The 25,188-nt window shown below is 62.5% G+C and carries 16 protein-coding genes and 1 pseudogene; 4 read left to right on the forward strand and 13 right to left on the reverse strand.

The genetic code is table 11. The features are described from left to right. Both AX709_RS14750 and AX709_RS14755 read left to right on the forward strand, forming a co-directional pair. Nucleotides 1-185 (forward strand): annotated as a pseudogene (locus AX709_RS14750) (DUF1622 domain-containing protein); the annotation flags it as partial. Nucleotides 186-199: 14 nt separating this feature from the next. Next, nucleotides 200-640 carry a four-helix bundle copper-binding protein gene (locus tag AX709_RS14755; RefSeq protein WP_026109687.1) on the forward strand — a complete coding sequence of 147 codons (441 nt, stop codon included), beginning with the start codon at nt 200-202 and terminating at the stop codon, nt 638-640. Between the two features lie 146 nt (nt 641-786). Here AX709_RS14755 and AX709_RS14760 read toward each other — a convergent pair whose 3' ends face one another. The 13 genes from AX709_RS14760 to AX709_RS19220 all read right to left on the reverse strand — a co-directional run bounded on the left by AX709_RS14760 (nt 787) and on the right by AX709_RS19220 (nt 22,921). Next, complete coding sequence (locus AX709_RS14760; RefSeq protein ID WP_009824013.1) at nt 787-1,533, reverse strand: HAD-IIB family hydrolase; 747 nt, start codon at nt 1,531-1,533, stop codon at nt 787-789. Beyond that, nucleotides 1,530-1,676, reverse strand: coding sequence for an HAD hydrolase family protein (locus AX709_RS18980; RefSeq protein WP_231729621.1), 147 nt, complete (start codon nt 1,674-1,676; stop codon nt 1,530-1,532). Before AX709_RS18980 ends, AX709_RS14760 begins: the two co-directional genes overlap by 4 nt. A gap of 188 nt (nt 1,677-1,864) precedes the next feature. Further along, complete coding sequence (zwf, locus tag AX709_RS14765; protein ID WP_021243094.1) at nt 1,865-3,301, reverse strand: glucose-6-phosphate dehydrogenase; 1,437 nt, start codon at nt 3,299-3,301, stop codon at nt 1,865-1,867. A gap of 6 nt (nt 3,302-3,307) precedes the next feature. Then, nucleotides 3,308-4,294, reverse strand: coding sequence for a phosphogluconate dehydrogenase (NAD(+)-dependent, decarboxylating) (gene gnd / locus AX709_RS14770; protein WP_021243095.1), 987 nt, complete (start codon nt 4,292-4,294; stop codon nt 3,308-3,310). Nucleotides 4,295-4,309: 15 nt separating this feature from the next. Beyond that, a complete protein-coding gene (locus AX709_RS14775; RefSeq protein ID WP_066550546.1) occupies nt 4,310-5,971 on the reverse strand; it encodes a hypothetical protein in 1,662 nt (553 codons plus the stop codon). 4 nt (nt 5,972-5,975) lie between these two features. Next, nucleotides 5,976-7,106, reverse strand: a complete 1,131-nt coding sequence (gene tal / locus AX709_RS14780; RefSeq protein WP_066550549.1) for a transaldolase — start codon at nt 7,104-7,106, stop codon at nt 5,976-5,978. 3 nt (nt 7,107-7,109) lie between these two features. Continuing rightward, nucleotides 7,110-9,179, reverse strand: a complete 2,070-nt coding sequence (tkt, locus tag AX709_RS14785; RefSeq protein WP_066550554.1) for a transketolase — start codon at nt 9,177-9,179, stop codon at nt 7,110-7,112. A 35-nt stretch (nt 9,180-9,214) separates the two neighbouring features. Next, a complete protein-coding gene (locus AX709_RS14790) occupies nt 9,215-17,644 on the reverse strand; it encodes a GH36-type glycosyl hydrolase domain-containing protein (RefSeq protein WP_040602510.1) in 8,430 nt (2,809 codons plus the stop codon). Nucleotides 17,645-17,646: 2 nt separating this feature from the next. Beyond that, nucleotides 17,647-18,657 carry a universal stress protein gene (locus AX709_RS18335; RefSeq protein ID WP_082731803.1) on the reverse strand — a complete coding sequence of 337 codons (1,011 nt, stop codon included), beginning with the start codon at nt 18,655-18,657 and terminating at the stop codon, nt 17,647-17,649. Between the two features lie 1,160 nt (nt 18,658-19,817). Further along, nucleotides 19,818-21,500, reverse strand: a complete 1,683-nt coding sequence (locus AX709_RS14795) for a multicopper oxidase family protein (protein WP_021243539.1) — start codon at nt 21,498-21,500, stop codon at nt 19,818-19,820. Between the two features lie 406 nt (nt 21,501-21,906). Beyond that, nucleotides 21,907-22,128, reverse strand: a complete 222-nt coding sequence (locus tag AX709_RS18985; RefSeq protein WP_046765852.1) for a hypothetical protein — start codon at nt 22,126-22,128, stop codon at nt 21,907-21,909. Between the two features lie 446 nt (nt 22,129-22,574). Beyond that, complete coding sequence (locus AX709_RS14805; protein WP_007406401.1) at nt 22,575-22,754, reverse strand: hypothetical protein; 180 nt, start codon at nt 22,752-22,754, stop codon at nt 22,575-22,577. Next, complete coding sequence (locus AX709_RS19220) at nt 22,751-22,921, reverse strand: hypothetical protein (RefSeq protein ID WP_231727543.1); 171 nt, start codon at nt 22,919-22,921, stop codon at nt 22,751-22,753. The genes AX709_RS14805 and AX709_RS19220 overlap by 4 nt, the downstream gene beginning before the upstream one ends. A 153-nt stretch (nt 22,922-23,074) precedes the next feature. Between AX709_RS19220 and AX709_RS19225 the strand changes: the two genes are divergently transcribed. Both AX709_RS19225 and AX709_RS14815 read left to right on the forward strand, forming a co-directional pair. Then, complete coding sequence (locus AX709_RS19225; protein ID WP_021224454.1) at nt 23,075-23,404, forward strand: hypothetical protein; 330 nt, start codon at nt 23,075-23,077, stop codon at nt 23,402-23,404. A 251-nt stretch (nt 23,405-23,655) separates the two neighbouring features. Beyond that, nucleotides 23,656-25,176 (forward strand): aldehyde dehydrogenase family protein, encoded by a 1,521-nt coding sequence (locus tag AX709_RS14815; RefSeq protein WP_066550558.1) that lies wholly within the window; start codon nt 23,656-23,658, stop codon nt 25,174-25,176. Nucleotides 25,177-25,188: the final 12 nt, after the last annotated feature.

Here is a 25,188-nt window from a genome sequence, read left to right on the forward strand (position 1 = left end):
ATCTCATCGTGCTGGCCGGGCTTGTGCTGGTGCGGACCTTCCTGAGCATCTCGCTCGGGGTCGAGATCAACGGCCACTGGCCCTGGGAGGAAACCCGGATGGCGCGAGAGAAGGCGCGTGCGGCGTCGGATGGGTCGCCGGCTACGGCTGAGGCCGCCGGATGCGGCACAGCGCTCAAGCGATAGCAGATGGAAGGCGCATCATGATCGAGAGACGCGAATTGCTGATGGCGGGCGCCGGCCTTGCCGCCGCCGGAACGCTGGCTGCGCCGGCGGCGGCGCAGCAGCATCGAATGGAAGGGATGGCGATGTCGATGACGGACTGCATCGACGATTGCGTGGCGTCTCACCGCATGTGCCTGGAAACCGCCGCCTGGCTGACGAAGCAAGGCGGCGCGTCAGCCACGGCGTCGCTGATCGCCATGCTGAACGACTGTGCGGAACTGTGCCAGGCGACCGCCAACTCGATGCTGCGCGAATCCCCGCTCCATACCATCCTGTGTCGCGCCTGCGCTGACGCCTGCGAACGATGTGCGCGGGAATGCCTGAGCCACGTCGTGGACGAGCGGATGAAGCGTTGCTCGGCTACCTGCAAGGACTGCGCCGCCAGCTGTCGGATGATGGCGGACATGGCGAGCTGAGTTTCCTCGAACGCGCCCAGGCGTAGTGAGGTCAAGCAGCTCCAGCACCATTGAAGCGATCCGTCGGCTCTACAATGTGGGACCGCTGCGAAGCTGGGTCGTATGGGTGCGAAAGCGGGACTGGTTAAGGATCGGCGGTAGCGCTTCTAGACCAGCCAGGCAGCGATCGCGCCAACCACCGACTTGGTTTCGGCAACGTCGCGGACTCGCACGGTATCCAGCCCGAGATGCTTGGCCGGATAATCATTTCCGCCCGGGAAGATCGCGTCACCGAAGAAGATCATCTCGTCGAGTGCGACGCCGGTCTGCTCGGAAAGGCGCTTAAGGCCATAGGCCTTGTCTATCCCTTCGCGGGTGATGTCGATCGATGTCGCCCCGCCGATATTGATGGCAAAGCCTGGCAGCAACGGCTGGAGCAGGGCCTGCAATTTCTTGCGCTTGGCGTGATCGGGATCCCACGTGTCCTTGGCCTCGAGCGGCGCCTGCTGACCGAGCGCGGAGAATGTGATCTGGCTGCCGCGATCCTCGATCTGCTCGCCCCAGATGTTCTCGTTTGCATAGCCCGCCTGCTCGACCGCCTTGGTCAGTGCTTCGCGGATGCGCTGGCTTTCGTCGCCGGTGAACAGATCGGCATAGATACGCGTCCATTGGCCGTCGGCGTGACGATATAGCTTGGTGCCCGTGGTCGGCTGGATGATAAAATTGTCGAGCCGCGCACGGGCGGGCATGCGCGACACCACCTGTTTCTCGAATTGCGGCCAGTCGCCTCCGGAGATGATCGCTACCATCGTCACGTCGAGCAGGCGGGTAAGCAGATCCGCCATTTCATCGTCGAGCGGCTGCTTGCTGAGCGCGAGCGTTCCATCGAGGTCGAAAGCGGCCAGTCGCTTCATGATGATCCTCCCACAAGCGGCAGCAGAAATGCGTCGATGGCATCGGCGATGCCATCTTTGTCGTCGCTGGTTGAAATGTAGTGCGCTGCGCTACGGATCTCCTCAGGCGCCTTGCCCATGGCGATCGATAGGCCGGTGCGCACGAGCAAAGGGCAGGTCATTGGGCATGTGGCCGAGCGCCCGCGCCAGGGCATCGACGCCAGCTCGCTTGTTGGCATAGGGGTTGGTGACGTCCAGATAGTAGGTCCGCGACCGGGCAATCGTCGCCGACGCCAGGCTCTTGTCCTTGCGAACCAAAGTCCGTCGATGTCGGAGATGACGAGGCCCAGCATCATTGGCCGATCCTGTGCCAGAAGCGGCCATCGCGTTCGAGTAGGGCATCTGCGCCGGCCGGGCCGGCGCTGCCTGGTGCATAGGATTCAAGCCTGCCCTTGTCCTTGACCCAGTCATCGAGGATCGGCTGGACCGCGGCCCAGCCCGCCTCGATCTGCTCAGCGCGCTGGAACAATGTCTGGTCGCCGGTCATCATGTCATAGAGCAAGGTTTCGTAGCCCGTCCGGCCCGACAGCTTGAAGTGGTCGGCATAAGTGAAATCGAGCGTTGTCCCTGCGGTCTTGATCACTGGACCCGGTTTCTTGACCAGCATGTCTAAGACGATGCTTTCGTCCGGCTGCAGCTGGAAGATCAGGCGATTGGCTGGCAGGCGGTCGATCGGACAATCGCGGAATAAAGCGTAGGGCACTGCCTTGAACGTGACGACGATCTCCGTATCGCGCGCTGCCAGCGCCTTGCCGGTGCGCAGGTAGAAGGGCACGCCGGCCCAGCGCCAGGTGTCGACTTCCAGCTTCAGTGCGACATAGGTCTCGGTCCTGCTGTCGGTAGCGACATCCGGGACCTTACGATAGGCCGGCACGTTGCGGCTACCGACACGGCCCTTGCCATATTGGCCGCGCACTGCGCAGACTGCGGTGGGCTTGCGGATCGCGCGCAACACCTTGGCCTTTTCGTCGCGGATCGCGTCGGCATCGAAGCTGTTGGGCGGCTCCATCGCGATCATCGCCAGCAGCTGGAACAGATGGTTGGGGACCATGTCGCGGAGCGCGCCGGTTGCATCGTAGAAAGATCCGCGCGATCCGACCTCGACCGTCTCGGCGGCGGTGATCTGGACATGATCGATATAGCGATTGTTCCACACCGCTTCGAACCATTGGTTGGCGAAGCGCGCGACCAGGATGTTCTGGACAGTTTCCTTTCCCAGGAAGTGGTCGAGCCGGTAGATCTGGCTTTCCGGGAGCAAGGCGAGGATTCGGGCGTCAAGCGCCTTGGCCGAGGCGAGGTCGTGGCCGAACGGCTTTTCGATCGCGACGCGGCGGAACCGACTGCCCGCTTCCGCCATCAGGCCTTTGGCGGCAAGCTTTTCGACGATGGCGCCGAAGAATTGCGCTGGCGTGGCGAGGTAGAAGACCGCGCTTCGGTCGCCCAACGCCTTGGCGACATCGTCGAACACCCGGTCTGCGGTGAAATCGCCCTGGAGGTAGGCGATGCGCTTGCGCAGATCACGCCAGCAATCGCCCTCGGTCGCGAACTTATCGAGGCTGGCGCGCAACATCTCGTCATCGCCATCGCTGCGGCCGATGCCGAGGATGGTGAAGTCCTTTCCCAGCAATCCGTCGGTGCACAGATTGGTGACGGCGGGGACCAGCAGGCGGCGGGTCAGGTCCCCGGTCGCGCCGAAAATGACCAGAGTGGCGGGTGGGGCCTTCTTCATGGGAGCCTACTGCGGCATTTCGGTATGGCCGCCGAAGCCGAAGCGCATCGCCGACAGCACCTGGTCGCCGAACGTATGTTCGACGCGGCTGCGATAGCGCGCGAACAAGGCGGCCGAGAGGACGTAGGCGGGCACCGCTTCCTCCATCGCCGCCTCAATCGCCCAATGGCCTTCGCCCGAATCCGCCACGGTGCCGGTAAACTGGGCGAGCATCTGATCCTTGGCGAGCGCCGACGCGGTCAGGTCGAGCAGCCAGGAGGAGATGACCGATCCGCGGCGCCACACCTCGGCAATGTCGGTGAGGTTGAGATCGAAGCGCTCATCCTCAGGAAGCTTGTCGGATTTCTTCGACTTCAGGATGTCGAAGCCCTCGGCATAGGCCTGCATCAAACCATATTCGATGCCGTTGTGGACCATCTTGACGAAGTGGCCGGCGCCAGGCGGGCCGGCATGGATGTAGCCGAGCTCGGCGCGCGCATCCTCGCCTTCCTGCTCCATCCGATTGGGCGTGGGGGGGATCGTCCCTCGGCCCGGTGCCATCGTCTTGAAGATCGGATCGAGGTAGTCGACCACCTCCGTCTCGCCGCCGATCATCATGCAATAGCCGCGTTCGAGTCCCCAGACGCCGCCCGACGTGCCGATGTCGACATAGGCGACTTGCTTCGCCACGCAGAGCTTCGCGCGGCGGATATCGTCCTTGTAGAAGCTGTTGCCGCCGTCGATGATGATGTCGCCGGGCAGGGACTTTTCGAGCAGGGCGGTGATCGTATCCTCGGTCGGAGGACCCGCCGGGAGCATCACCCAGAAGATGGCGCGCTCGGCGAGCTTGCCGCGCAGATCGTCGAGCCCGGTCGCGCCGACCGCGCCTTCCTTGACCAGATCGTCGATCAGATGCTGGTTGCGATCGAAGACGACCGCTTCATGTCCGCCGCGCAACAGGCGACGGACGATATTGCCGCCCATGCGCCCCAGTCCGATCATCGCGATACGCATTTATGCTGATCCCCTTCAATTCTGTAGCGAACGCGCCACCAATGTTTCGAGGGTATTGAGATCCCCTGTGTTGAGATGAATGCGCAAGGTGCGCTGCCCGCGCGCAGCGAGCACGTCGAGCTCGCCACGCGCCTGCGCGAGCTGGACCGTGCCGAAGCTGGCCTTGCGTCCGGGCACCGGTACGTCCGGGTTCGGCGTCCGCGTGATCTCGACGAACACGCCGCTCTTCGGACCGCCTTTGTAGGCCTGGCCGGTCGAATGGAGGAAACGGGAGCCGAAGCCGGCGACGGTGGCGACACCCTTTGCCTCGACCACCGCCTCGCGCATCCGTGCGACGGCTGCCTCATGTTCGGCTTTGCGTTCGAGATAGACGAGGTAGCCGACATAGTCGCCGGGTTCGGCGCTGGCGAAATGGTCGCGCAATATCTCGACCGGATTGGTCGCGGCGAACGTGTGGTCGCCCGGCGCGGAAAAGGCCATCACCGCATCCTGGTGGAATGGCGTTTCGGGGGCGAGTGCACCCGATTCCTCATATTTGTCGATCAGCTCGCGCGTCGCGATCTTGGCATCCTCGACATCGGGCTGGTCGAACGGATCGATGCCGATCACCGCGCCGGCAAACGCCGTCGCCACTTCCCAGCGGAAGAATTCCTGCCCTATCAAATCCTTGGACGCGAGCGTGATGCGCACCATCGGCTGACCGGCGGCAACCAGGGCATCGGCCTGCTGAGTCAACCGGCTCACGTCCTCGCCGTCGAGCGTCAGCAAAGCGAACAGCCGGTCGCTTCCATAATCGGCGGCGGGGGCATCCGGCTCGACATCGACGGGCACGATTCCCTTGCCATGCTTGCCGGTAGATTGGGCGATGAGCTGTTCGAGCCAGGCGCCGATCGGCTCGAGGCCGGGGCTGGTCAGGATGGTGAGCTTGTCGCGGCCGGAAACCGCCGCCTCGCCCATGATCGCACCCAGGATCAGGCCGGGATTGGCGGTGTCGCCCTTGCACGCTTCGACCAGGGGCTGGGTCGCGGCGAAAAAGGCTTCGACGTCGATCCCCATCATCGCTGCCGGCACCATGCCGAACACCGACAGGACCGAATAACGCCCGCCGATCGCCGGATCGCCGAGGAAGATGGCGTGATAGCCATGCTCCTTGGCCAGCTTCTCGAGCTTCGATCCCGGATCGGTCACCGCGACGAAGCGGTCGCCATCCTTGCCGGACAACTCCCAGAAATACGCCCGGAGCAGTTCGGGCTCCATCGTCGACCCGGATTTGGAGGCGACAAGGAACAGGGCTTCCTTCGGATCGATCTTCGCCGCGACTGTGCCGATCTGGCCGGGATCGGTCGAATCGAGCGCGTGGACGGTCGGAAAACCGGGCCCCGCGCCGATGATCTCGCTCAGCACTTCGGGGCCGAGGCGCGATCCGCCCATCCCGAGCAAGACGACGTTCTTATGGCCGCGCGCCTTGGCGGCGATCGCCTTGAGCAGGGCGAAATCGACCTGCTTGCCTTCCCCCGCGGCGAGCCAGCCGACCCATTTGGCTTCGTCGCCGTTGGTCCATAGCGACGCGTCGGCGGCCCACAGCCGCGTACCCCATTTCTCCGCCGCCGCCGTCTTGAGCCTGGCATCGACTGCGTGGCGCAGCGGCTCGGGCAGGTCGGCGTGGAAATGGTTCATGCGCTTAGGCCTCCGCTTTGGCTTTCTTCGCTTCGATCGCGCCGAGCAATGTGTCTGCTGCGTCGGCAAACAGCTCCACACCGTCCTCGACCAGTTTGGCGGTAACGCCGGGCAGGTCGAGCCCGAGCCGGTCGGTCTCGGCCAGGACGTGTTCAGCCCCCGGCACGTCCGCGGTCAGCGTCTGCTTGAGCGTGCCGTGGTCCCGGAACGCGTCCATCGTCTTGGGTGGAATGGTGTTGACCGTATCGGGGCCGATCAGCGCGTCGATATAGAGCGTGTCGGGGAAGGACGGATCCTTCGTGCCCGTCGATGCCCAGAGCAGACGCTGCGGCATCGCCCCTTCGGCGGCAAGCTTCTTCCACCGGTCCGACTTCACGAAGTCGAGATACCATTGGTAAGCGAGCTTGGCGTTGGCGATCGCGACCTTGCCGCGCACCGCCTTGAGCGCGTCGGCATCCTTGTCGCCGCCGGCGACACGCTCGTCGATCTTCTTGTCGATCGCGCTGTCGATGCGGCTGACGAAGAAGCTGGCGACGCTGGCGATGCGATCGATCGTCTCGCCCTTGGCGAGCCGCGCCTCGAGCCCTTCGACGAAGGCCATCGCCACGGCGATGTAGGCCTCGCGCGCAAACAACAAGGTGACGTTGATGCTGATCCCGTCCTCGATCAGTTGGCGGATCGCCGGGACGCCGGCCTTGGTTCCCGGCACCTTGATCATCAGGTTCGGGCGATCGACCATCTTCGAGAGCCGCCGCGCCTCGGCGATCGTCTTGTCGGTATCGTTGGCGAGATAGGGCGAGACCTCGAGGCTGACATAGCCGTCCTTGCCGTCCAGCCGGTCGAACACCGGACGCAGCGTGTCGCAGGCATCCTGGATGTCCTTGACCGCCAGCGCTCCGTAGGTTTCGACCACCGATGCGCCCGGATTGGCGGTGACGAACGCCTTGTACTGATCGTCATAGGCGGTGACCTGGCCCATCGCCTTCTCGAAGATCGACGGGTTCGAGGTGACCCCGGTCAGGCCGTCCTCCTCGACCAGCTTCCGGAGGCCGCCTTCCTTGAGGAACGAGCGATCGACGAAATCGAGCCAGGGCGCCTGGCCCGATTCCTGAAGCTGCTTGAGAAGGCTCGACATGGCTTATGCCTTTCCGATCAGTTCGCGCGCGACCTTGACGACATTGTCGACGGTGAAACCGAATTCGTCCTGCAGTTTCGCGGCAGGGGCGGAGGCGCCGAAGGTCGACATGGCGATCGTCCGTCCTTTCGAGCCTACATAGCGATCCCAACCGATCTCGCCGCCCATTTCGACTGCGAGACGTGCCTCGACGCCGGGGGTCAGGACACTGTCCTTGTAGGCCTGATCCTGCAGTTCAAAGAGATACCAGCTCGGCATCGATACGACGCGTGCCTTGACGCCGGCTTCGGTCAGTCTCTCGTATGCCGACACCACCAGGCCGACTTCGCTGCCCGTGCCGATCAAGATGATTTCAGGCTTGTCGTCGCCGGCGAGGACATAGGCACCCTTCAGCAGCCCTTCGGCGCCGGCATATTTGCCGCGGTCGAGCGTCGGGATCGCCTGGCGCGAGAAGACCAGGGCGGTCGGGCGGTTGTTTTTGCTCAGCGCCGCACGCCAAGCCCAGGCGACCTCGTTGGCGTCGCATGGGCGGATCATGTCGAGGCCGGGTGTGGCGCGCAGCATGGTCAGCTGCTCGATCGGCTGGTGGGTCGGCCCGTCCTCGCCGACGCCGATCGAATCGTGGGTGAAGATGAAGGTGACGCCGAGCTCCATCAGCGCCGCCAGGCGGACCGGCGGGCGCATATAATCGAGGAAGATGAAAAAGGTCGCCGAATAGGGACGCAGGTGCGACAGGGCCATGCCGTTGACCACCGAACCCATCGCATGTTCGCGCACGCCGAAGTGGAGATTGCGGCCGGCATAGCTGCCCGTCTGGAACGATCCCGCGCCTTCGATCAGGGTCTTTGTCGAGGGGGCAAGATCGGCCGAGCCGCCGACCAGCCAGGGCAGGTTGGGCGCGATCGCGTTGAGCACCTTGCCGCCGGCATCGCGGGTCGCGATGCCTTTTTCGTCGGCGGGGAAGGTCGGGATGGCGGCATCCCAGCCGTCGGGAAGCCGGTCGGCAAAGATCGCCTCGAGCTCCTTGGCCAGGGCGGGTTCGGCCTGCGCATAGCGTTCGCGCATCGCCAGCCATTCGGCACGCAGCGGCTTGCCGCGCCCGGCAATGGCGCCTCCGAAATGCTCGGGCACGCCGTCGGGAACGAGGAAGGACGAATCCTCGGGCCAGCCATAGGCTTTCTTGGTGCCGCGTATGTCATCGCCGGTCATCGCCTCGCCATGCGCCTTGGCGGTTCCGGCGATCGAGCTGCCATAGCCGATAATCGAATGGACCACGATCATCGTCGGCCTGTCGGTGGTCGCCTTGAAGCTTTCGATCGCCGCGGCGACCGCCTTGGTATCGTTGGCGTCGTCCACATGGATGACGTGCCAACCATAAGCGTCGAAGCGCTGGCCGACATCCTCGTCGAAGGCGAGTTCAGTGCCGCCCTCGATCGTCACATGGTTCGAATCGTAGATCCAGCAGAGGTTGGAGAGCTTCAGGTGGCCGGCCAGGCTCGCCGCCTCGCTCGCGACGCCTTCCATCATGCAGCCGTCGCCGGCGAGGCAGTAGACGTCATGGTCGAAGATCGGGAAACCGTCGCGATTGTAGCGCGCCGCGAGCCAGCGCTCGGCAATCGCCATGCCGACCGAATTGCCGCAGCCCTGGCCGAGCGGTCCAGTAGTCGTCTCGACGCCCGTGGTGTGGCGATATTCGGGGTGACCCGGCGTCTTCGAGCCGATCTGGCGGAAATCCTTGATGTCCTGCAGGCTCACCGCCGGTTTGCCGGTCAGCCTGCCGTCCTTGTCGATCTCCTTGACTGCGGCGAGATGCAGCAGGGAGTAAAGCAGCATCGACGCATGGCCGACCGACAGGACGAAGCGGTCGCGGTTGGGCCAATCCGGCGCGTCGGGATCGGTGCGCAGGAATTGCGACCAGAGCGTATAGCCGACCGGTGCCAGGGCCATCGGCGTGCCGATATGACCCGATTTCGCGGCGTGGACCGCATCCATCGACAAGGTGCGGATCGTGTCGATCGCCAGCCGTTCCGGGCTGCCGTCCCCATGCAGGGTAGAAGCGGGGATGGTCGACATGAGAATCCTTTCGTATTGCCGTTGTCGAATCAACGTCAGGCCTTTAGCGGAACCCGCACGAGCACAATCCGCGTCGCGCCGTCGTGGGGAAAGCAAACCCCGGGTTCTCGCAGGAGCTTGCCGTCAATGGTAATTTCCTCTCCGTCACCTTCAAGAGACGGGTCCGTTTCGATCGTTATCTGGATGGCTCCGTCGGCGCGCCGGAGCGTCAATTCCGCTTTGTGCCAGTTTTTCGGCATTGCTGGACGTATCTGTATTTTGCCGCCGATTAAGCGAACGCCCAGAATTTCTTCAACGGCCAGCCGCCATGTCCAACCTGCGGCGCCTGTATACCAAGTCCAGCCGCCGCGGCCGAGATGGGGTGCCACACCGGCGATGTCGCCCGCGACAGCATATGGCTCGGTTCGATAATGCTCTGCGCCTTCGCGTGTCGAACTGTGCGTTATCGGGCTAATTCGGTCGAACAGTGATTTGGCCACGTCGCCGTCGCGTATCCGTGCGAACGCGATCGCGAGCCACGTTGCCGCATGGGTATATTGCCCGCCATTCTCCCGGACGCCAGGCGGATAGGCCTTGATATAGCCCGGTTCGCGCGGCGTGTGGTCGAAGGGGGGATCGAGCAGGCGTATGAGGGTATCATCGTTGCGTACTAGGTAGCGCCTGGCCGACGCGAGCGCCGTTCTGGCTCGCTCCGGATCTGCAGCATTTGAGAGAACGGACCAGGATTGAGCGATGGAATCGATGCGACATTCCTGCTCCTGGGATGTGCCCCAAGGCCTGCCGTCGTCATCAAAGGCGCGCAGATACCATTCGCCATCCCAGCCAGACTGCTCGACCGCTGCGGCGAGCGCTTCGACACGCGCTTCCCAGCGATCACGAAACTCGGTTTGCCGCTCATCGACGCAGTGCAGTGTGAAGTTCCGGATAGTTGCGATGAGGAACCAGGCCAGCCATATGCTCTCGCCGCGTCCCCGCTCGCCGACCCGATCCATGCCGTCATTCCAATCCCCGCTGCCGATCAGGGGAAGGCCGTGAGCTCCGAGGCGATAGGCATGGGCAAGCGCGCGGTCGCAGTGAACGAACAGCGATTGCTTATAGTCGGTAACTTCAAATCGGGCGTAACGATCGGCCTCGCCGGCCGCGAGCGGCGGCGCTCTCAGAAATGGAATTTCTTCGTCCAGAATGGATTTGTCGCCGGTCGCCTCGACATAGTGCGCGACGGCATAAGGAAGCCAGACGAGATCGTCGGAGCAGCGGGTTCGGACCCCGCGGTCCGAAGGCGGGTGCCACCAATGGAGTACGTCGCCCTCTTCGAATTGGTGCGCAGCGGCGGCGAGGATATGTTGCCGCGTTGCGTTCGGATCGACCTGGATCTGGGCAAGGACGTCCTGGAGCTGATCGCGAAATCCGAACGCGCCACTGGCCTGATAGAAACCGGCGCGAGCGCGCACGCGGGCACTTAGCGATTGGTGAGGCAGCCACCGGTTGACCATCAGGTCGAAGGCAGGATCGGGTGTCTTGACCTGAACCTTTTCCAACCGATCGGCCCAGTCCGCTACGCGAACCCGGGCAGCAGTCTCGATGATGGACGGCGATTGCCAATGCCGGATAAGTTGGATTGCGTGCTCGAGGTTATCACCCTGGCCGAGGATGAAACAAACTTCGACGGTTCCTTCAGGGGGGATATCGAGATGCACCTGGAGGGCGCCGCAGCAATCGTCGCCGGCAGAATCCTGGCGGTTGCCCAGATCCCAGTTGAGCAGGCCGAGCGGTCGGGCCGGGTCGGCAACAACACCGTGAAAATCGCGGCGTGAGGTAGTGAAGCTATGAACGGCCTGGGTCGTGGCAAGAAAGGCGACGCGATCGCCGAACTCGTCCGTCCAGGAATTGCGTGCGAGAATTGCATGGGAGGCCGGGTCATAGCGCGATGTGCGAAAAGGGGCTTGCTCGCCCCTCACCGCGCCCAGGAGCCATTCCGCATAGTAGGTCGCCGTGATCCGGCGCGAGCGTGGCGTTTGATTGCGTAGGCGCAGACGCACCAGTTTTACCGGATCGTCGATTGGCACGAAGGTCGACAGCTCCTGCTCCAGGCCTTCGCTGTGGCGGTGCCATATGGTCCGATCGGGACTATGATGAATGCGGCACGCGGAGCCGCCGCCCGATGGCAAGGGTGTCGGGGTCCAGAGCCGCCCGTTCTCCTCGTCGCGCAGATAGAGCCGTTCACCTTGGGGATCCTCGACGGGATCATTGAACCAGGGCGTGAGTCTGTTCTCGCCGCTGTTGATCGCCCAGGCGAAGCCAAGCCCGGCCTCAGTAACGATCGTGCCGAACGCGTCGTTGGCCAGGACATTGGACCACGGAGCCGGGGTGGGAGCGTCGGGCTCTAGGTTGATCACATAGTCGCCAGTATCAGGCGCAAAGCCGCCCCAGCCGTTGTCGAAGAGGAGATCTACGGACCGCGGCACGGGTGCGGAGGTGGCTGGCGGCACGTTGGTGCCGACTGGGGCAAACGGCGGGCCGGGGTGCGGAGGTTGATCTACCCGGGCGAGCTGGTCGGCAAGCGTGACGCCGTCGTCTTCAAGGATCAGCTTGGCGGCCTGCTCGAGGAGCGCCACGCGCTCGTGATCGGAGGAGCTGACGCCCACTAGGTGGATGCCGCCATGGGTGCCAAGACGTTCCTGCGCGCCGGCGTCTCTCAGGACTTCCAGAAGGCGCTCGCGGACCGGTTCGACGTAACCTGAGGTGCCCTCGTGGACGATCGCGAGATCGAAGAGGATGCCGCGCTGGTGGCCGAGCCAATGCGCAGCGAGAACGAAGCGGAGCATACCGGTCTGTTCCGCGGTGCCGGCGCGCAGCATCACGATGGGATGATCGCCTGAAATACCAAGCGACCAGAGATCGACCTGCCGGAAGAGCCGTTCACCTCCGGGTGCAGGGTTTGTGCGGGCAGTAAAAAGATGGGAAAGGAGGGCCTGTACCTGAGGTACGAACTGTGGCTGTAGGCCCAGGTCGTGCATCTCGCGCGCTTTTGCCGCGATGGAATCGCTAACCACCCAATCCAGCGCGGACAACGTTGCATAGCGGTCGGCCAGGTCTAGCGCCGACTGACGCGATCCCGCCGCGATCGTGACGAAAGCGAGTTCGCGGCGCCCGTGCGGCGGCAGCATGACCTTTGCCCTGATCGCGCAGATCGGATCGAGCGACCAGCCCAATGCGCCAATCAGAGGCTCCTCTGTCATCGCGGTAGGATGCGTGACGTTGCCATGGCGACCGATGAAGGCTCTTCGATCAGCCTCAAGTCCGAGCAAGGCGACTCCTTCGTCATCTCCGATTATGCGAATCAGCAAAACCGGAGGCCGCTCGTCGGGATTGCGCGGTCGGCGCATGAACACGAGTCCATCGCCTCCGGGCAAGGCTTCAGCGCCCACGAACAGCTTGCTGAAAGCAGGATGCCGAGCGGCATCCTGGGGTGGGGCGAGCACCACCTGGACGTAGCCCGTCAGTTCGATTGTCCGGGCACGATCCTCCTCATTGACGAGCGCGATGCGTCTGATTTCGAGATCGTCGCCATGGGCAACGTTGACTAGCGTCGAGATCGACAGACCGCGCGAACGCTGACGGAATTCGACCTGATGGGCATGGAACATGACCTCCGGCGGCTCGCCGATGGCGGGGAATGGCCCCCCTGTTGCCGACCAGATATCGCCTTGATCGAGATCATGCAGATAGAGCCAGAAGCCTGCTTGGTCATCTGCAGGTTCGATGCGGGTAAGCGCATGCTGATTCCAGCTTAGACCCCCGGCACCGTCCGTGCGGATTCGGCTCGAAAGCCGGCCGTTGCCGAGGATGTGCCAAGCATGCTGCCCCGACGGTCGGTCTGGCGACCAACTGTGCAGCGCCGGGATGTTCCCTTCGGCGTGAGCGGGCGGGTCGCGAACCTCTACTCGTGCAATTTCTGGCGGAAGCTCCCACGGTATGCGTTCGTTGAGCAGGAGATCGACGGTGCCGACGTAAGGGTCCGCATGGAACCAGCGCACTAGCATGTTGTCGCACAGTGCATTTCCCAGCGCGGCGAGACTCATGCCATGGTGGTGCGCCATGTACGAGCGGACGATAGCGAACCGCTCGCCCGCCGGCAGGCGGGCCGGCGTGAAATCGGCGGCTTCGAAGAAGCCGAACCGTCCAATTAACCCCAGCTCGGCCAGCAGCTTGAGGTTGATTGTCGCAAGTGCTGGCCGGATCATAAGCGCAAGCGCCGTTGCGTAGGGGCTCACGACGAGGTCGTGGCCGAGGCCACGTTGAAGTCCGAGGGCAGGGACGCCGAAGGCGTGATAGCGATAGATGCGATCAGACCCCATCGAGGCGAACGATGATTCGGAGATTCCCCAAGGGATTTTGTGCGATTTGCCGAAGGCGGCCTGGATGCTGACGGCTGTTCGGTCGCTCATACCAAGCAGCGTGCCGGGATCGCTGTGCAAAAAGATGTTTGGCATCAGATATTCGAACATCGAGCCATTCCAGGACAGCAGCGCAAGCCCGGCCTCCTGTTTCGTGATGGGGCGACCGAGGTGGAACCAGTGGGAAGGATCGATATCGCCCTTCGCAATGGCGAAGAAGCTGGCGAGCCGTGCTTCGCTGGCGAGGAGATCGTAGTGATGCGCGTCTATGCGGTCGGCGCTGACGTTGTAGCCGATGTGAAAGAGCCGGCTACCTTCATCAAGCAGAAGTGAAAAGTCCATCGCGTGCGCACTGACGTTGGCCCGGCGGGCAAGGCTGTCGAAGCGACCATGAAGCTCGCGCGAGACGGCCTGCCCTTCCGCGATGGCAGCCAGCATCTTGTCGACCCATTGACGGGCCGCGTCGGATAATCCGCCTTCCTTGGTCGCGCTGAGCAGGCTGATGACGTGCGCGGTGCGCGAATCGGATGGCGTCGCCGAGCCGCCAGCCATGAAATCGGCGACCTTGGCTGCGGTTTCCGCGCAGTCTGTGGGATGGTCGGTTATAACTTCCCACCACGGGCAGAAAACCTGCAAATCGCGACGTATCCCGGACACGTGATGCTCGAGCCGCTCGAGCCAGACTTGCACTTCGCGCAAGATGCCGACGTCGGCTTCGGCAACGCTCGCGGCCATCACGCCCACCTGCTCGCGCAGTCTCGGCAAGTCGGCCGAAATGAGATCGTCGATCCCCCTGAGCCATTCGCGCTCATCGTCCGAAACCCGCTTCACCGTCTCGCCGACGGTAGCCAGGATCACACCGGCCGTTGAGCCCGCTTCGGTCCCGATAGACCGGATCGCCTGGGAGAGCAGCCCGATGATATCTTCTAGGCCTTGCCAGAGCTCGCGGCCTACCGGCGGTGCCCTCCCAGCATCTCGAAGAGCCTGGGCAACGGTAATCAGGCTGACGGCAAGATTGCCGCTGTCGACCGTGGAAATGTAACGTGGCTCAAGGGGAGCGAGCGTCCTGGTATCATACCAGTTGAGAATGTGGCCGCGGTAGCGTTCGAGCCGGTCAAGCGTATCGAACGTGTCGCCAAGACGGGTAGCCAGCTCGTTGAGACCGATATGCCCAAGCCGCCACGCTGTCAGGATCGACACCATCAACATGCCGATGTTGGTAGGCGACGTTCGGTGAGCGGTGTCCTCGTCGGGCGGCTCCTGGTAGTTGTCGGGAGGCAGCCAATTGTCCTCGGGCCGGACGAAGGTTTCAAAAAAAAGCCAGGTGCGCCGAGCGACGAGTCTGAGAAATCTCCTGTCTGCTTCGGTAAGCGCCTCGATCGGTGGTCTACGCGGGCGGCTGATCCAAACCGCGATCTCGGGTGCGAAGAACCAGAGCAGCAATAGCGGCGCCGCGACAGGCATCGATCCCGGCGCATAAGCGAGTAATGCGCCAGCTATAAGCACCGCAAGAAGGGGCGAGCTCCACATGTCGCGCCACGCCGCCAATCGCGGATGGCGCGCCGCGTTTCGCGTGGCCATATGAGCGGCCGAGGTCCATTCGAGCCGCCGCCGCCCCGATTGCAGCCGCCAGATCGTGACGGCTATGGCGTGCAGCGCGATGTATGCGTCGCTGACGAGGAAGGCGATGGCTAAAATCCAGCGTCCGAGATGATCCGTGAGGCGCCGCAGGACGCGCTGCATGACGCCGCGACGGCGGCCCTGAGCGAAGCCCGTTACGAGATCGGTAAAAAGATAAGCCCCGGGCGCGACGATCGCGAGCAATGTCCAGACCCAGGGTCGACCGTGAAACAGGAACCAACCGCCTAGGAGCAAGGCAACGATGCTGGCGGGTACCAGACTGCGCCTTAGATTGTCGAAGATCTTGAGCCTGTCGAACCACCCAAGCCGATTGCGCAGCCATCGGCCGTCACGCCCTGGGACAAAAGGAAACAGCCAGGGCAGGATTTGCCAATCACCCCGCACCCAGCGGTGCCAGCGCGCGGAAAAGTCGAGATACCCGGTCGGAAAGCGCTCGTAGACAATGACGTCGCTAACGAGCGCCGCGCGCCCATGAAGCCCCTCGAACAGGTCATGGCTAAGCAAAGCATTCTCTGGGACACGGCCCTCCAGACTCCGTTCGAATGCCGCCACATCGTAGAGGCCTTTGCCCACAAACACGCCGGTGCCCAGAAGGTCCTGGTACACGTCGGAAACCGCGCGAGAGTAGATGTCGATCATAGTATCGCCGCCGTAGAGGCGAGCGAACAGGGATTGCTCGGGGCCCTCCGGCCCTAGTTCAACGCGAGGTTGAAGGATAGTGTAGCCTCGTTCCACAATGCCGGTGTCGGGGGCAAAATGAGCCCGATTGAGTGGATGGGCGAGAGTGCCGACCAGACGGCGCACCACACCACCCGGAAGTCTGGTATCTGCGTCTGCCGTCAGTACGAAGCGGCATCGCCGCAGCCTTTCCACCTTGCCGGTGGTCAAATGGAATGCAGTGGCGTCGCCGCGCAGGATATAGGCGTTGAACTGCTCCAGCTTACCTCGCTTACGCTCCCAGCCCATCCAACAGCCCTGCGCCTCGTTGAAGAGGCGCGGTCGGTGGAGCAGATGAAAAGGTCCATTGCCCCTTGCGTCCTTGTAGCGGGCATTCAATTCTTCGATGCCTCGTACCAGCATCTGCTCGATCTCATCGTCGCCCAGAACCCTGGCGGTTGCGGCATCGGCGAAGTCGGTCAGGAGAACGAACTCCAGCGCTTCATCAGGGTTGGCTAGGCGATGCGCCTCAAGTCGCTCAAGAAGGGGAGCGATGTCGGAGGTCCGAGCGACGAGAACGGGGATTGCGATGGCCGTCGCACAATCTCCGGGAATTCCTTTCTTGAATTCCAGCTTGGGAAGCACGCATGGAGGAACGATTTGCGTGACCATCCAATTCACAAAGGTGATGCTGAGGATGGAAGCCGGCAGCAGCGTCAGTGCGATACACAGCAGCCAGGATAAGGGAGACGGTCCGGTCGAGGACATATATGCTGCAGGAACTGCAGAGGCCGCGATACCGGCAAACACCAGCGCGGTCGCGTAAAGCATACCCTTATGACGCAATATGCGTCGCAGAATCGAACCGGGTGTCCATGGGCGGGGATCGAGTGCATCCGTGAAAGCAGGCAGGCCGGCATCGATGAGCCAATAACCGACATGCCCCGAGGGGGCCTCTTCACTACTTTGACACTGTCGCAGAGCGCGCTGGGCAACCTCTCGTTCCAGGAGGCCGGATCGCGCTGCGAGCCGTTCTACCGCGTGACGATATTGGTCGCGAGTAGCGAAATCCATGCGCGGATAAATTCCTGCAGGATCACGCTTCAGGATCGCCTCGACCTGGCTGGTTCTGTCGAAAAAGTCGTTCCATTGGATGGTCGCGATCACGGCAAGATTGGCTATGCCGCGTGCCACGCACTCCGTGTTGTCGAATCCCCCGGTCGCGACGTCGGGAGAGTCCGTTAGTGCAAAAGGGGGAGCGACTTGAGGAAAAAGCTGGGTGAAACCCGTAACGATCATTTCAAGACAAACGATACGCAGCATCGTAGGAATCGCCCAGGTTTCAGCGATGCTGAGCGGCATCCTATTCTGATATCGAACGACGAATTCGACAGCCGAGGACAGTGAGACCTGCAGGTGAGACGCCAGAAGCAGAGACCGCGCGACTTGATGGGCGCGCGGTCGCCTGAGGCCGTCTTCAGCAAGACCGGGAAGTTTCGCGTAGAAAGCCTTCGGAAGACCCTCACCAATTTGCAGGATCGCGCGCTGGATCTGATAGTCGTTGTCGAGTAGCCATTCGGCTGCGGCGCTGCCGCGCTGGTCGGCTTGCGTGGCTGCCTGGCGGGCTCGAGCCAGCCAGTCTTTCATGGCGTCGAGATGCGCCCAGATGGGAAGAGGCGCTGAGCGACTGATCAATCCTGTCAGCTGGTGTCGTGTGGCGGTCTCGTCGGCCGCCCCCGAAATAGGGTCGGTCCCCTCAATATCGGCCATGATCAGGCTTGGGCGGCGAGGGGTAGCCGGAGGCAATTATGCCCTACGGCGATCTGCGCGTTTCCCGAGCGGATTGTCGCAGGCGTTACGAGCATTGGTACATTGCAATGCGTCATCAGGTAGGAGGCGACCGTTCCATAGGGTACGTCGGAAACATGCCGATGGCTGTGGCCGCGCGCGGACAGGACGGCAATATCGGCCCTCTCGCGCTGAATAAGATCGCACAGCACCTCGCGTACATCCTCGCCACGGATCGAAATCGTACGCATTCGTAGACCGGACGCCGAGAGGTTGGATTTCGTTCGATCCAGGTAGCTGCGTGCTGCTTGCTCATTTCGCTCTATAAGGGCTTGTTGAAGCTTCTTGTCCTCGACTTCCAGGGGCCGTGCCTCGATCATCTCGGGCGTAGGGACGACATGGACAAGCAGGAGTTCCGCTTCCGAGGCCTTCGCAAGACGCACAGCTAGGGGCAGCACGCTCTCAGCCCAGCGAGAGCCGTCAAGCGGCACCACAACCCTTCTGTAGGGCGCTGCCGGAAGCGGGGCCTCTACCGGTACGAGCAGGACCGGGGCTGGCGTCTGCATGAGCACCTTGTGCACGGTTGCCCCCATGCCCGGGCGACCGGCCTCTTGCCTGCCTCGTCTTCCCAGTACGACCATGCCGTCGTCGCACTCTCGGACAAAGCGGCAAATTTCCTCCGCGGTTTGGCCTTCGGCCAGTTCGATGGAGGTTTTGGTTGGAGGTGCGCTGGTCGCGGCGGCGCATCGATCGAGGGCGCGCAGGGCTTCGCGCCGCCGGAGGTTACATTCAATCGGGTCTGGACGAGAGCGCGTCGAGCCCTCGCCGTCAAGTACTTGTAGCAGGGTAATAGGAACGTCGAGCGTTGTCGCGAGCGCACGAGCGTGTGAGTAGATCCACGCATCATGATCGGAGCAATCGATGCAGGCGACAATCCCGGACTGCGGTCGGGGGGACGCCTGCGCCAGAGCTGGAAATGCTGAAGCGGCTGACATCAAATGCTCCTCTTGCCTTGGATCTCCATCGAATTCGTGGCGGCTAGGACAGCGGGAACATCCGGCATTTCGGCCTGGCGTACCCTCCACGACTCGAACCTGCTCTGACCCTATCTGGGGGGAACGACCCGCGAAATTGTGATATATACGAATGGCGATCGGTCGGTTGACCGGGTCGCAAGAGCATCAGAACCGAAAGCCGGTCGCTTGCGACTAGTACATCGGGCGGGCCTATATGCCTCCGCCTCGGTACCCGGCTTGAGCGTCCAAACCAACATGTCGGGATAGAGTGAAGGTCACCGGGCCACCTTTTCCTCGTCCGGAAGCGAACTCGTCGCCCCCGTTACCGCTCATATGGTCGCTCGCTTGCCCTGCGCATGAGCCGATCACCGTCATCCCAAGTTCTGCGCCGCCTGCCTTGTCCTGGGCGATCTGCGATCAGATGCCGTGGCAGGCGTCCCTTCTGTCTAGCGGCAAATACGCATTACCGCCGGCAGATGGTCTGCATAGTCTGCCAAGGGCAACCAACGAAGCTCTCAGCGCAGTGAGTGTGGATTGGAAGGAAATAGTATGACGATCGCGCTTAACGGGTTATTTCGATGCCGGCTGCTCACTTTCACACGGTGGTCGTGTTCCATCTGGGCGATTTTCGCCGCGCTCACTGTGCCAACGCTACCTTCGCCGGCCAGGGTCGTTCCCGCAGGGGAAGATACCTCGACCACCAAGCTCGCGGGTGTCTGGTCATTTGATGGCCGATCCGGCTGTAAGTCGGGGATGGCCTGGGTTCTTAATCGCAACGGATCTTACAGCGAAATCCGATTGCCTGACCAGACGCCGCTTGGCGGAGGAAAGTGGTATGAACGCGGCGATACCATCTATTACTCATTGCCGCGAGTACTGACAGCGGCCGCGGGACGGCCCGACAAGCGTATGGTCATTATAGAGCGCGGCCCGCGGCGCCTAGTGGCCGTGACGAACCGCAGGGTTCGTCATGTGATGCACAAGTGTCCGGGATGATCGAATGCCTTCGATCGAGATGTGCGAAACGTTCTGGCCCAAGCCCGAAAAGGGAACAAAAACGAGAGTGGAGTTCGAAGTCATACGTCGAGCATTGCCCCCTTATTGGCATATGCGGGATTTCGATTCTTGAGTTGTTCCCACTACGTCACGGAAAACTGACCCATCATGCCTTCGTCCTCGTGCTCCAGGATATGGCAATGGAACAGGAAGGGCGCCTTTGAAGCAGGCTGGTCGAAGCGGATTAATAACTCGACCGGTTCGTCCACGACGATGGTGTCACGTGGCCCCTGATCAAGAAGATCTGGCTCCTCGCCATCGCGACTTAGCACGTCGAAGTGCACTCCATGAATGTGGAAGGGATGGGCCATTTTCTGCCCGGAGACTTTCCATATCTCGACGGCGCCAAGCTCGACCTCCTCATCGATTCGATCCATATCGAATCGCCTGTGGTTGATCGTTAGCGGCTCTTCGTCGCTATCCATCATGCCCCCCAGCCTCATGTTGAGCACCAGACGTCGCCGTGCGACGACCGTCGCCGGATTTGGCACCGCGCGGGACGCCAAGAGGAGCGGAAGCGTGGTGCTACCTCGCTTGCTCGATGCCAAGCGCGGTGAGAATGTGAGGACAGTTTCATTGCCTGCGTTGTTTTCGCTAGCCTCGTGCCGATGCATCATGCCCATGCCATGCATCCTCAGGGTGCTTTGGTCCGGAGCCGAGACCAACGAGACCGGTTTGCCATCGCTGAAGTCCACCAAGATCTCCGCCCGCTGACCGGAGGCCAGAGTGAGGGACTGCAATTCAACGGACTTTTCCAAAAGGCCGCCCTCGGTGCCGATCCAATAAAAGGCTCGTCCGTCGCTGAACGAAAGATCGTAAGTCCGGGCATTCGAACCATTTACAAGCCGCAGCCGCACTAAGCTTCTGGGAACGTCTGCTCGCGGGTTGTACGCGCCGTTTACGAGAATAACGTTGCCCCGCCTCCCGTCCAACGCCACCATCATGCCCGCCGGTAACACCAGACGGCCATCCACGAACTGCCGATCCTGGATCAATATTGGTAGATCGTCGACGCCGTAATCTGAAGGCAAACCGAGACCTTGCTCTTCCTCGTCGGTGACGAAGAGCAATCCCGCTAGGCCTGCATAGACCTGCTCCGCCGTTCGGCCGTGTGCATGGGAATGATAAAAGAGAGTGGCCGCCGGCTGACGGATCGGCAGCGTCGGACGCCAAGTCTCGCCTGGACTAATGGTCTGGTGGGGGCTGCCGTCCAGCTCTCCCGGTACGAGCAGCCCGTGCCAGTGAACCGTGGTATCAGCAGACAGATTGTTGCTGACAGTCACCGTCACGTCGTCCCCGCGATGTACCCGCAGAGTCGGGCCGAGATAGCTGCCGTTGTATCCCATGGTGGCGCTCCGCCGCCCTGGGAAGAAAGTGGTTTCCCCTTCCTGCGCCCTCAGTCCAATTCTCTGCCCATGGTCGCGTGCATCTAACAGGCGAGGAATGGGCAGCGTGCCTGCTTGGTCCGGCGTCGCAAATCTGCGCGTGCATGCCGCCCCCAGCAGGAGGCCTCCGCCCGCCAAGAGAGTTCGCCGGCTCAGAAAAGTCATTTCGAAGCCCCTCCTGAGCAATCGTGAAACTGACGCAAACGCGCTTTTCTCGATCCCGATGAGATCCACCGAGGCGAAGCGCCGCTCTTCCCTTAAAGGGCGCTCGGGAGGGCAATATCCGTAATACCCGAACCGATCGCTTTTGTGCCCGCCCCCTCTGGGAAGAAAAAATTGCCCTTCTAAGCTGGTTGCGGCCCTCGCCAGTTGATCAATCATCAGCCAGGCGAGCGTTCAATCACTGCGGCACCGATCCGAGCGAGCGTCTATTCCGACAATTTAACCTGGGCCAGTCCGAGTGGCTGGTTCGGCGGTGAGCCTTGCCACGATCGCGCCGAAGCAAAAGCGGCGTGCGATTTACGTTTCGCTGTTTGCCACTGCAGCAGGCGGCGTCGCTTTCCAGTGCTCGGGCTAGGCGGAGGCTTTGATGGCCGCCGTCTTCGGTCATCCGCGCCCAGCTTTTGCTAATAGCCGAACTAAAGCGGACATGGCAGGCTGACCGCCGGCTTCGCAAATTACGTATACTGCCGCCTCCAGGCCGACACCATCTCAACGGCAAGCTCCCTGGGGAGCGAGAATCGACCGGGCATGTGTCCGGTCGAACTGAAACTCAGACTTGAAGGAATCATATTTGCGCAAGAAAGCAGCGATTATCGCTTCGCTCGCAGCCTTTGGCGTCCTTGCCGTCGGCGCCGGGCCAGTTCTCGCCGATGGGATGCCGCCGGGCATGCCGGACCTTGAGCAGACGCTCAAGGCGAAGCCGGCGCCGGCTCGGTCCGACACGGCCCAGATGCAAGGAATGCGACACCGCGAAGTGCCGATGCACGGTGAGATGATGCAGGACCATCGGATCGCTATGCGGGAGATGGGAACCCAGGACGGAGCCTCCCGCATGTTGCGTAGGTCGCGGGGCGGTTGCTGACCCTGCACTTAAGCCAGCTCCGATCACGAGGCTGGGTGGCCAACGACCGTGGCCTGGTTCAACTGCAGCTTTGGCCCGCCGTTCTCCCACGGCGGGCCAATTGGTTTTTGCACTTCGCTGTCGGCCGCCATCAAGCGGGATCATGAATTCGCTTGACCTTGGACCATGGTCCACCCCGCACGATCCCGCGCATGCTAGTCGCGATCCAAAGCGGATTCGTAAGTTACGTATACAGACTGCGTCTCGCTAGCAGCATTGAAGCTTCGGAATTGCCGGGATCGGAACGTCGATCGGGCAACAGGACGAACACTCGGAGACCCTCAATGCGACAGACGACATTTCGCGCGGCGACCATCAGCCTCTTCGCGACGCTAACCTTCGCCGCCGGCACCGCTCTCGCCCAGTCGACGCCCGCGCCCGCGCAGACTGCGCCGGCCCATGCCCACCAGCAGGGCATGGATCATGGCGGGCAGCAGATGCACGATCAGATGATGAAGGATCATCAGGCCGGCGCGCAGAAGCAGCAGCGGCAACCGGCCCAGCAGGATCAAAAGGGCATGTCGGGGATGGCCGGCATGTCCGGCGGGTCGCCTGCATCGAACGGCTCGGGCATGGCCGGTAAGGCGAAGAGTGGCTGCTGCAAGATGCCGATGAAGAAGGCCAAGCCGGCCGCGAAGAAGACCGCCAAGCCCATGGCCGACAAGCCGATGAGCGACATGTGAAGTTTCCAGCCCCGATAAAACACCCCCCGGGGCTGAGGGCCCGCCGCCGCCCCCGCGGCGGGCCAGTTCTTTGACGATGCCCAGCGTCGCCCCGTGCTCCCAACTTTCAAAGCCGGGACCGAGCAACTGACGTGAGAGAGGAAACAGTGATGCGAAAACATCTTGGCGTCGGTGCTGCTGTTGGCTTTCTGCTCTTTGGCAGCACGCCGCTCCTCGCACAGGGTATCGGCCATAGCTTGTTCATGCGCGGCAAGATCGTCCGTACGGATGCGGGCGGCACAGTGGCCTGCCTGGGCAAAGCCGATGGCGCGCACATCGGGCAGATACTCGAAGTCTATCACGCAACGCCGCGCCACCGCCGCCTTGTCGGTCATGTCGAAGTCGACCAGATTTTCGACGACCATTACGCTCATTTCCGCGTGAGGGACGGGACGCTTCAGAAAGGCGATTGGGTGAGCCTAAAGCGCGTCCGGGCGTAACGCCAGAATTGGAATGCCAAGCGCCGCCCTCCCCAAAAGAAGAATCAGCCGAGTAGCGTGTCTCGGCATAATTCCGATCATGCGTGCGCGAATAGGTTCGGGAGTCGATGAATACTCATCGGCTCCGTTGGCGTGTCTGACCCTCAAAGACCGCGACACCGATACCAAACTACCTTCTGCGGAACTTACTTATAGGCCGCCCGGGCAAAGAGATTACTCCGTCAGGCCATCGATAGAGATGGAGTCAGGTAATGTTCGAGAAGGCGATCGGGACCATCAATGCGGCGGCCTCCTTCCGACACCGCTATGATAATTTCATCGGTGGTCGATGGAACGCTCCTGCGAGCGGCGAGTATTTCGCCGACAAGAGCCCGATCAATGGTGCCCAGATCGCCGAGTTCGCGCTGTCGACGCCGGAAGATGTCGAGCGCGCGCTCGATGCGGCGCACGCCGCCAGGGATCAATGGGCAAGGATCGCGCCCGCCGAGCGCGCCAGGATTCTCAATCGCGTCGCCGACCGGCTCGAGGATAATCTGGAGCTGCTGGCGCTTGCCGAGACGATCGACAACGGCAAGCCGATCCGCGAGACCCGCGCTGCCGACGTGCCGCTTGCGATCGACCATTTCCGCTACTTCGCCGGCTGCATCCGGGCGGAGGAAGGCGGCATCTCGACGATCGATGCGGACACCATCGCCTATCATTTCCGCGAGCCGCTCGGCGTCGTCGGCCAGATCATCCCGTGGAACTTCCCGCTGCTGATGGCGGCGTGGAAGATCGCCCCGGCGCTGGCGGCGGGCAACTGCACCGTCATCAAGCCCGCATCCCAGACGCCGCTCACCTTGCTGATGTTCGCCGAGCTCACCGCCGACATCCTGCCGCCCGGCGTGCTCAATGTCGTCACCGGCCCGGGACGGACCGTCGGCCAGGCGATCGCCGCCAATCCGCGCATCGCCAAGGTCTCGTTCACCGGCGAGACCGTCACCGGCAAGCAGATCATGCACGCGGCTGCCGACCATCTGATCCCCCAGACTATGGAGCTTGGCGGCAAGTCGCCCAACATCTTCATGGCGGACGTGCTCGACGAGGACGATGCCTTCTTCGACAAGGCGCTCGAAGGCTTTACTTTGTTCGCGTTCAACAAGGGCGAGGTCTGCACCTGCCCGTCGCGCGCGCTGATCCATGAGTCGATCTTCGACCGCTTCATCGAGCGCGCCGTGGCGCGCGTCGCCGCGATCCGCCAGGGCGATCCGCTCGACCCCTCGGTCCAGGTCGGCGCGCAGGCGTCGGAGGACCAGCTCCACAAGATCCTGGGCTATATCGATATCGGCAAGGCCGAGGGCGCGCAGTGTCTGGTCGGTGGCGCCAGGGCGCTGCCGGGCGGTGCGCTCGACCAGGGTTATTTCGTGCAGCCGACGGTGTTCGTGGGTCAGAACCACATGCGCATCTTCCAGGAGGAGATCTTCGGTCCCGTCCTGTCGGTCACCACCTTCAAGACGGTCGAGGAGGCGATCGCACTTGCCAACGACACCGCCTACGGTCTTGGCGCGGGCGTCTGGACCCGGAGCGGCAACACCGCCTACCGGCTCGGCCGCGCGATCGAGGCCGGGCGGGTCTGGACCAACTGCTATCATCAGTACCCCGCCCATGCCGCCTTCGGCGGATACAAGGCGTCGGGCTTCGGGCGTGAAAATCACCGGATGATGCTCGACCATTATCAGCAGACCAAGAACCTGCTCGTCTCCTATGACGAGCACGCGCTCGGCCTGTTCTGACCCCTCGCTCAA

Source organism: Sphingomonas sp. CCH15-F11 (genome assembly GCF_001557005.1).
Classification (GTDB): domain Bacteria; phylum Pseudomonadota; class Alphaproteobacteria; order Sphingomonadales; family Sphingomonadaceae; genus Sphingomonas.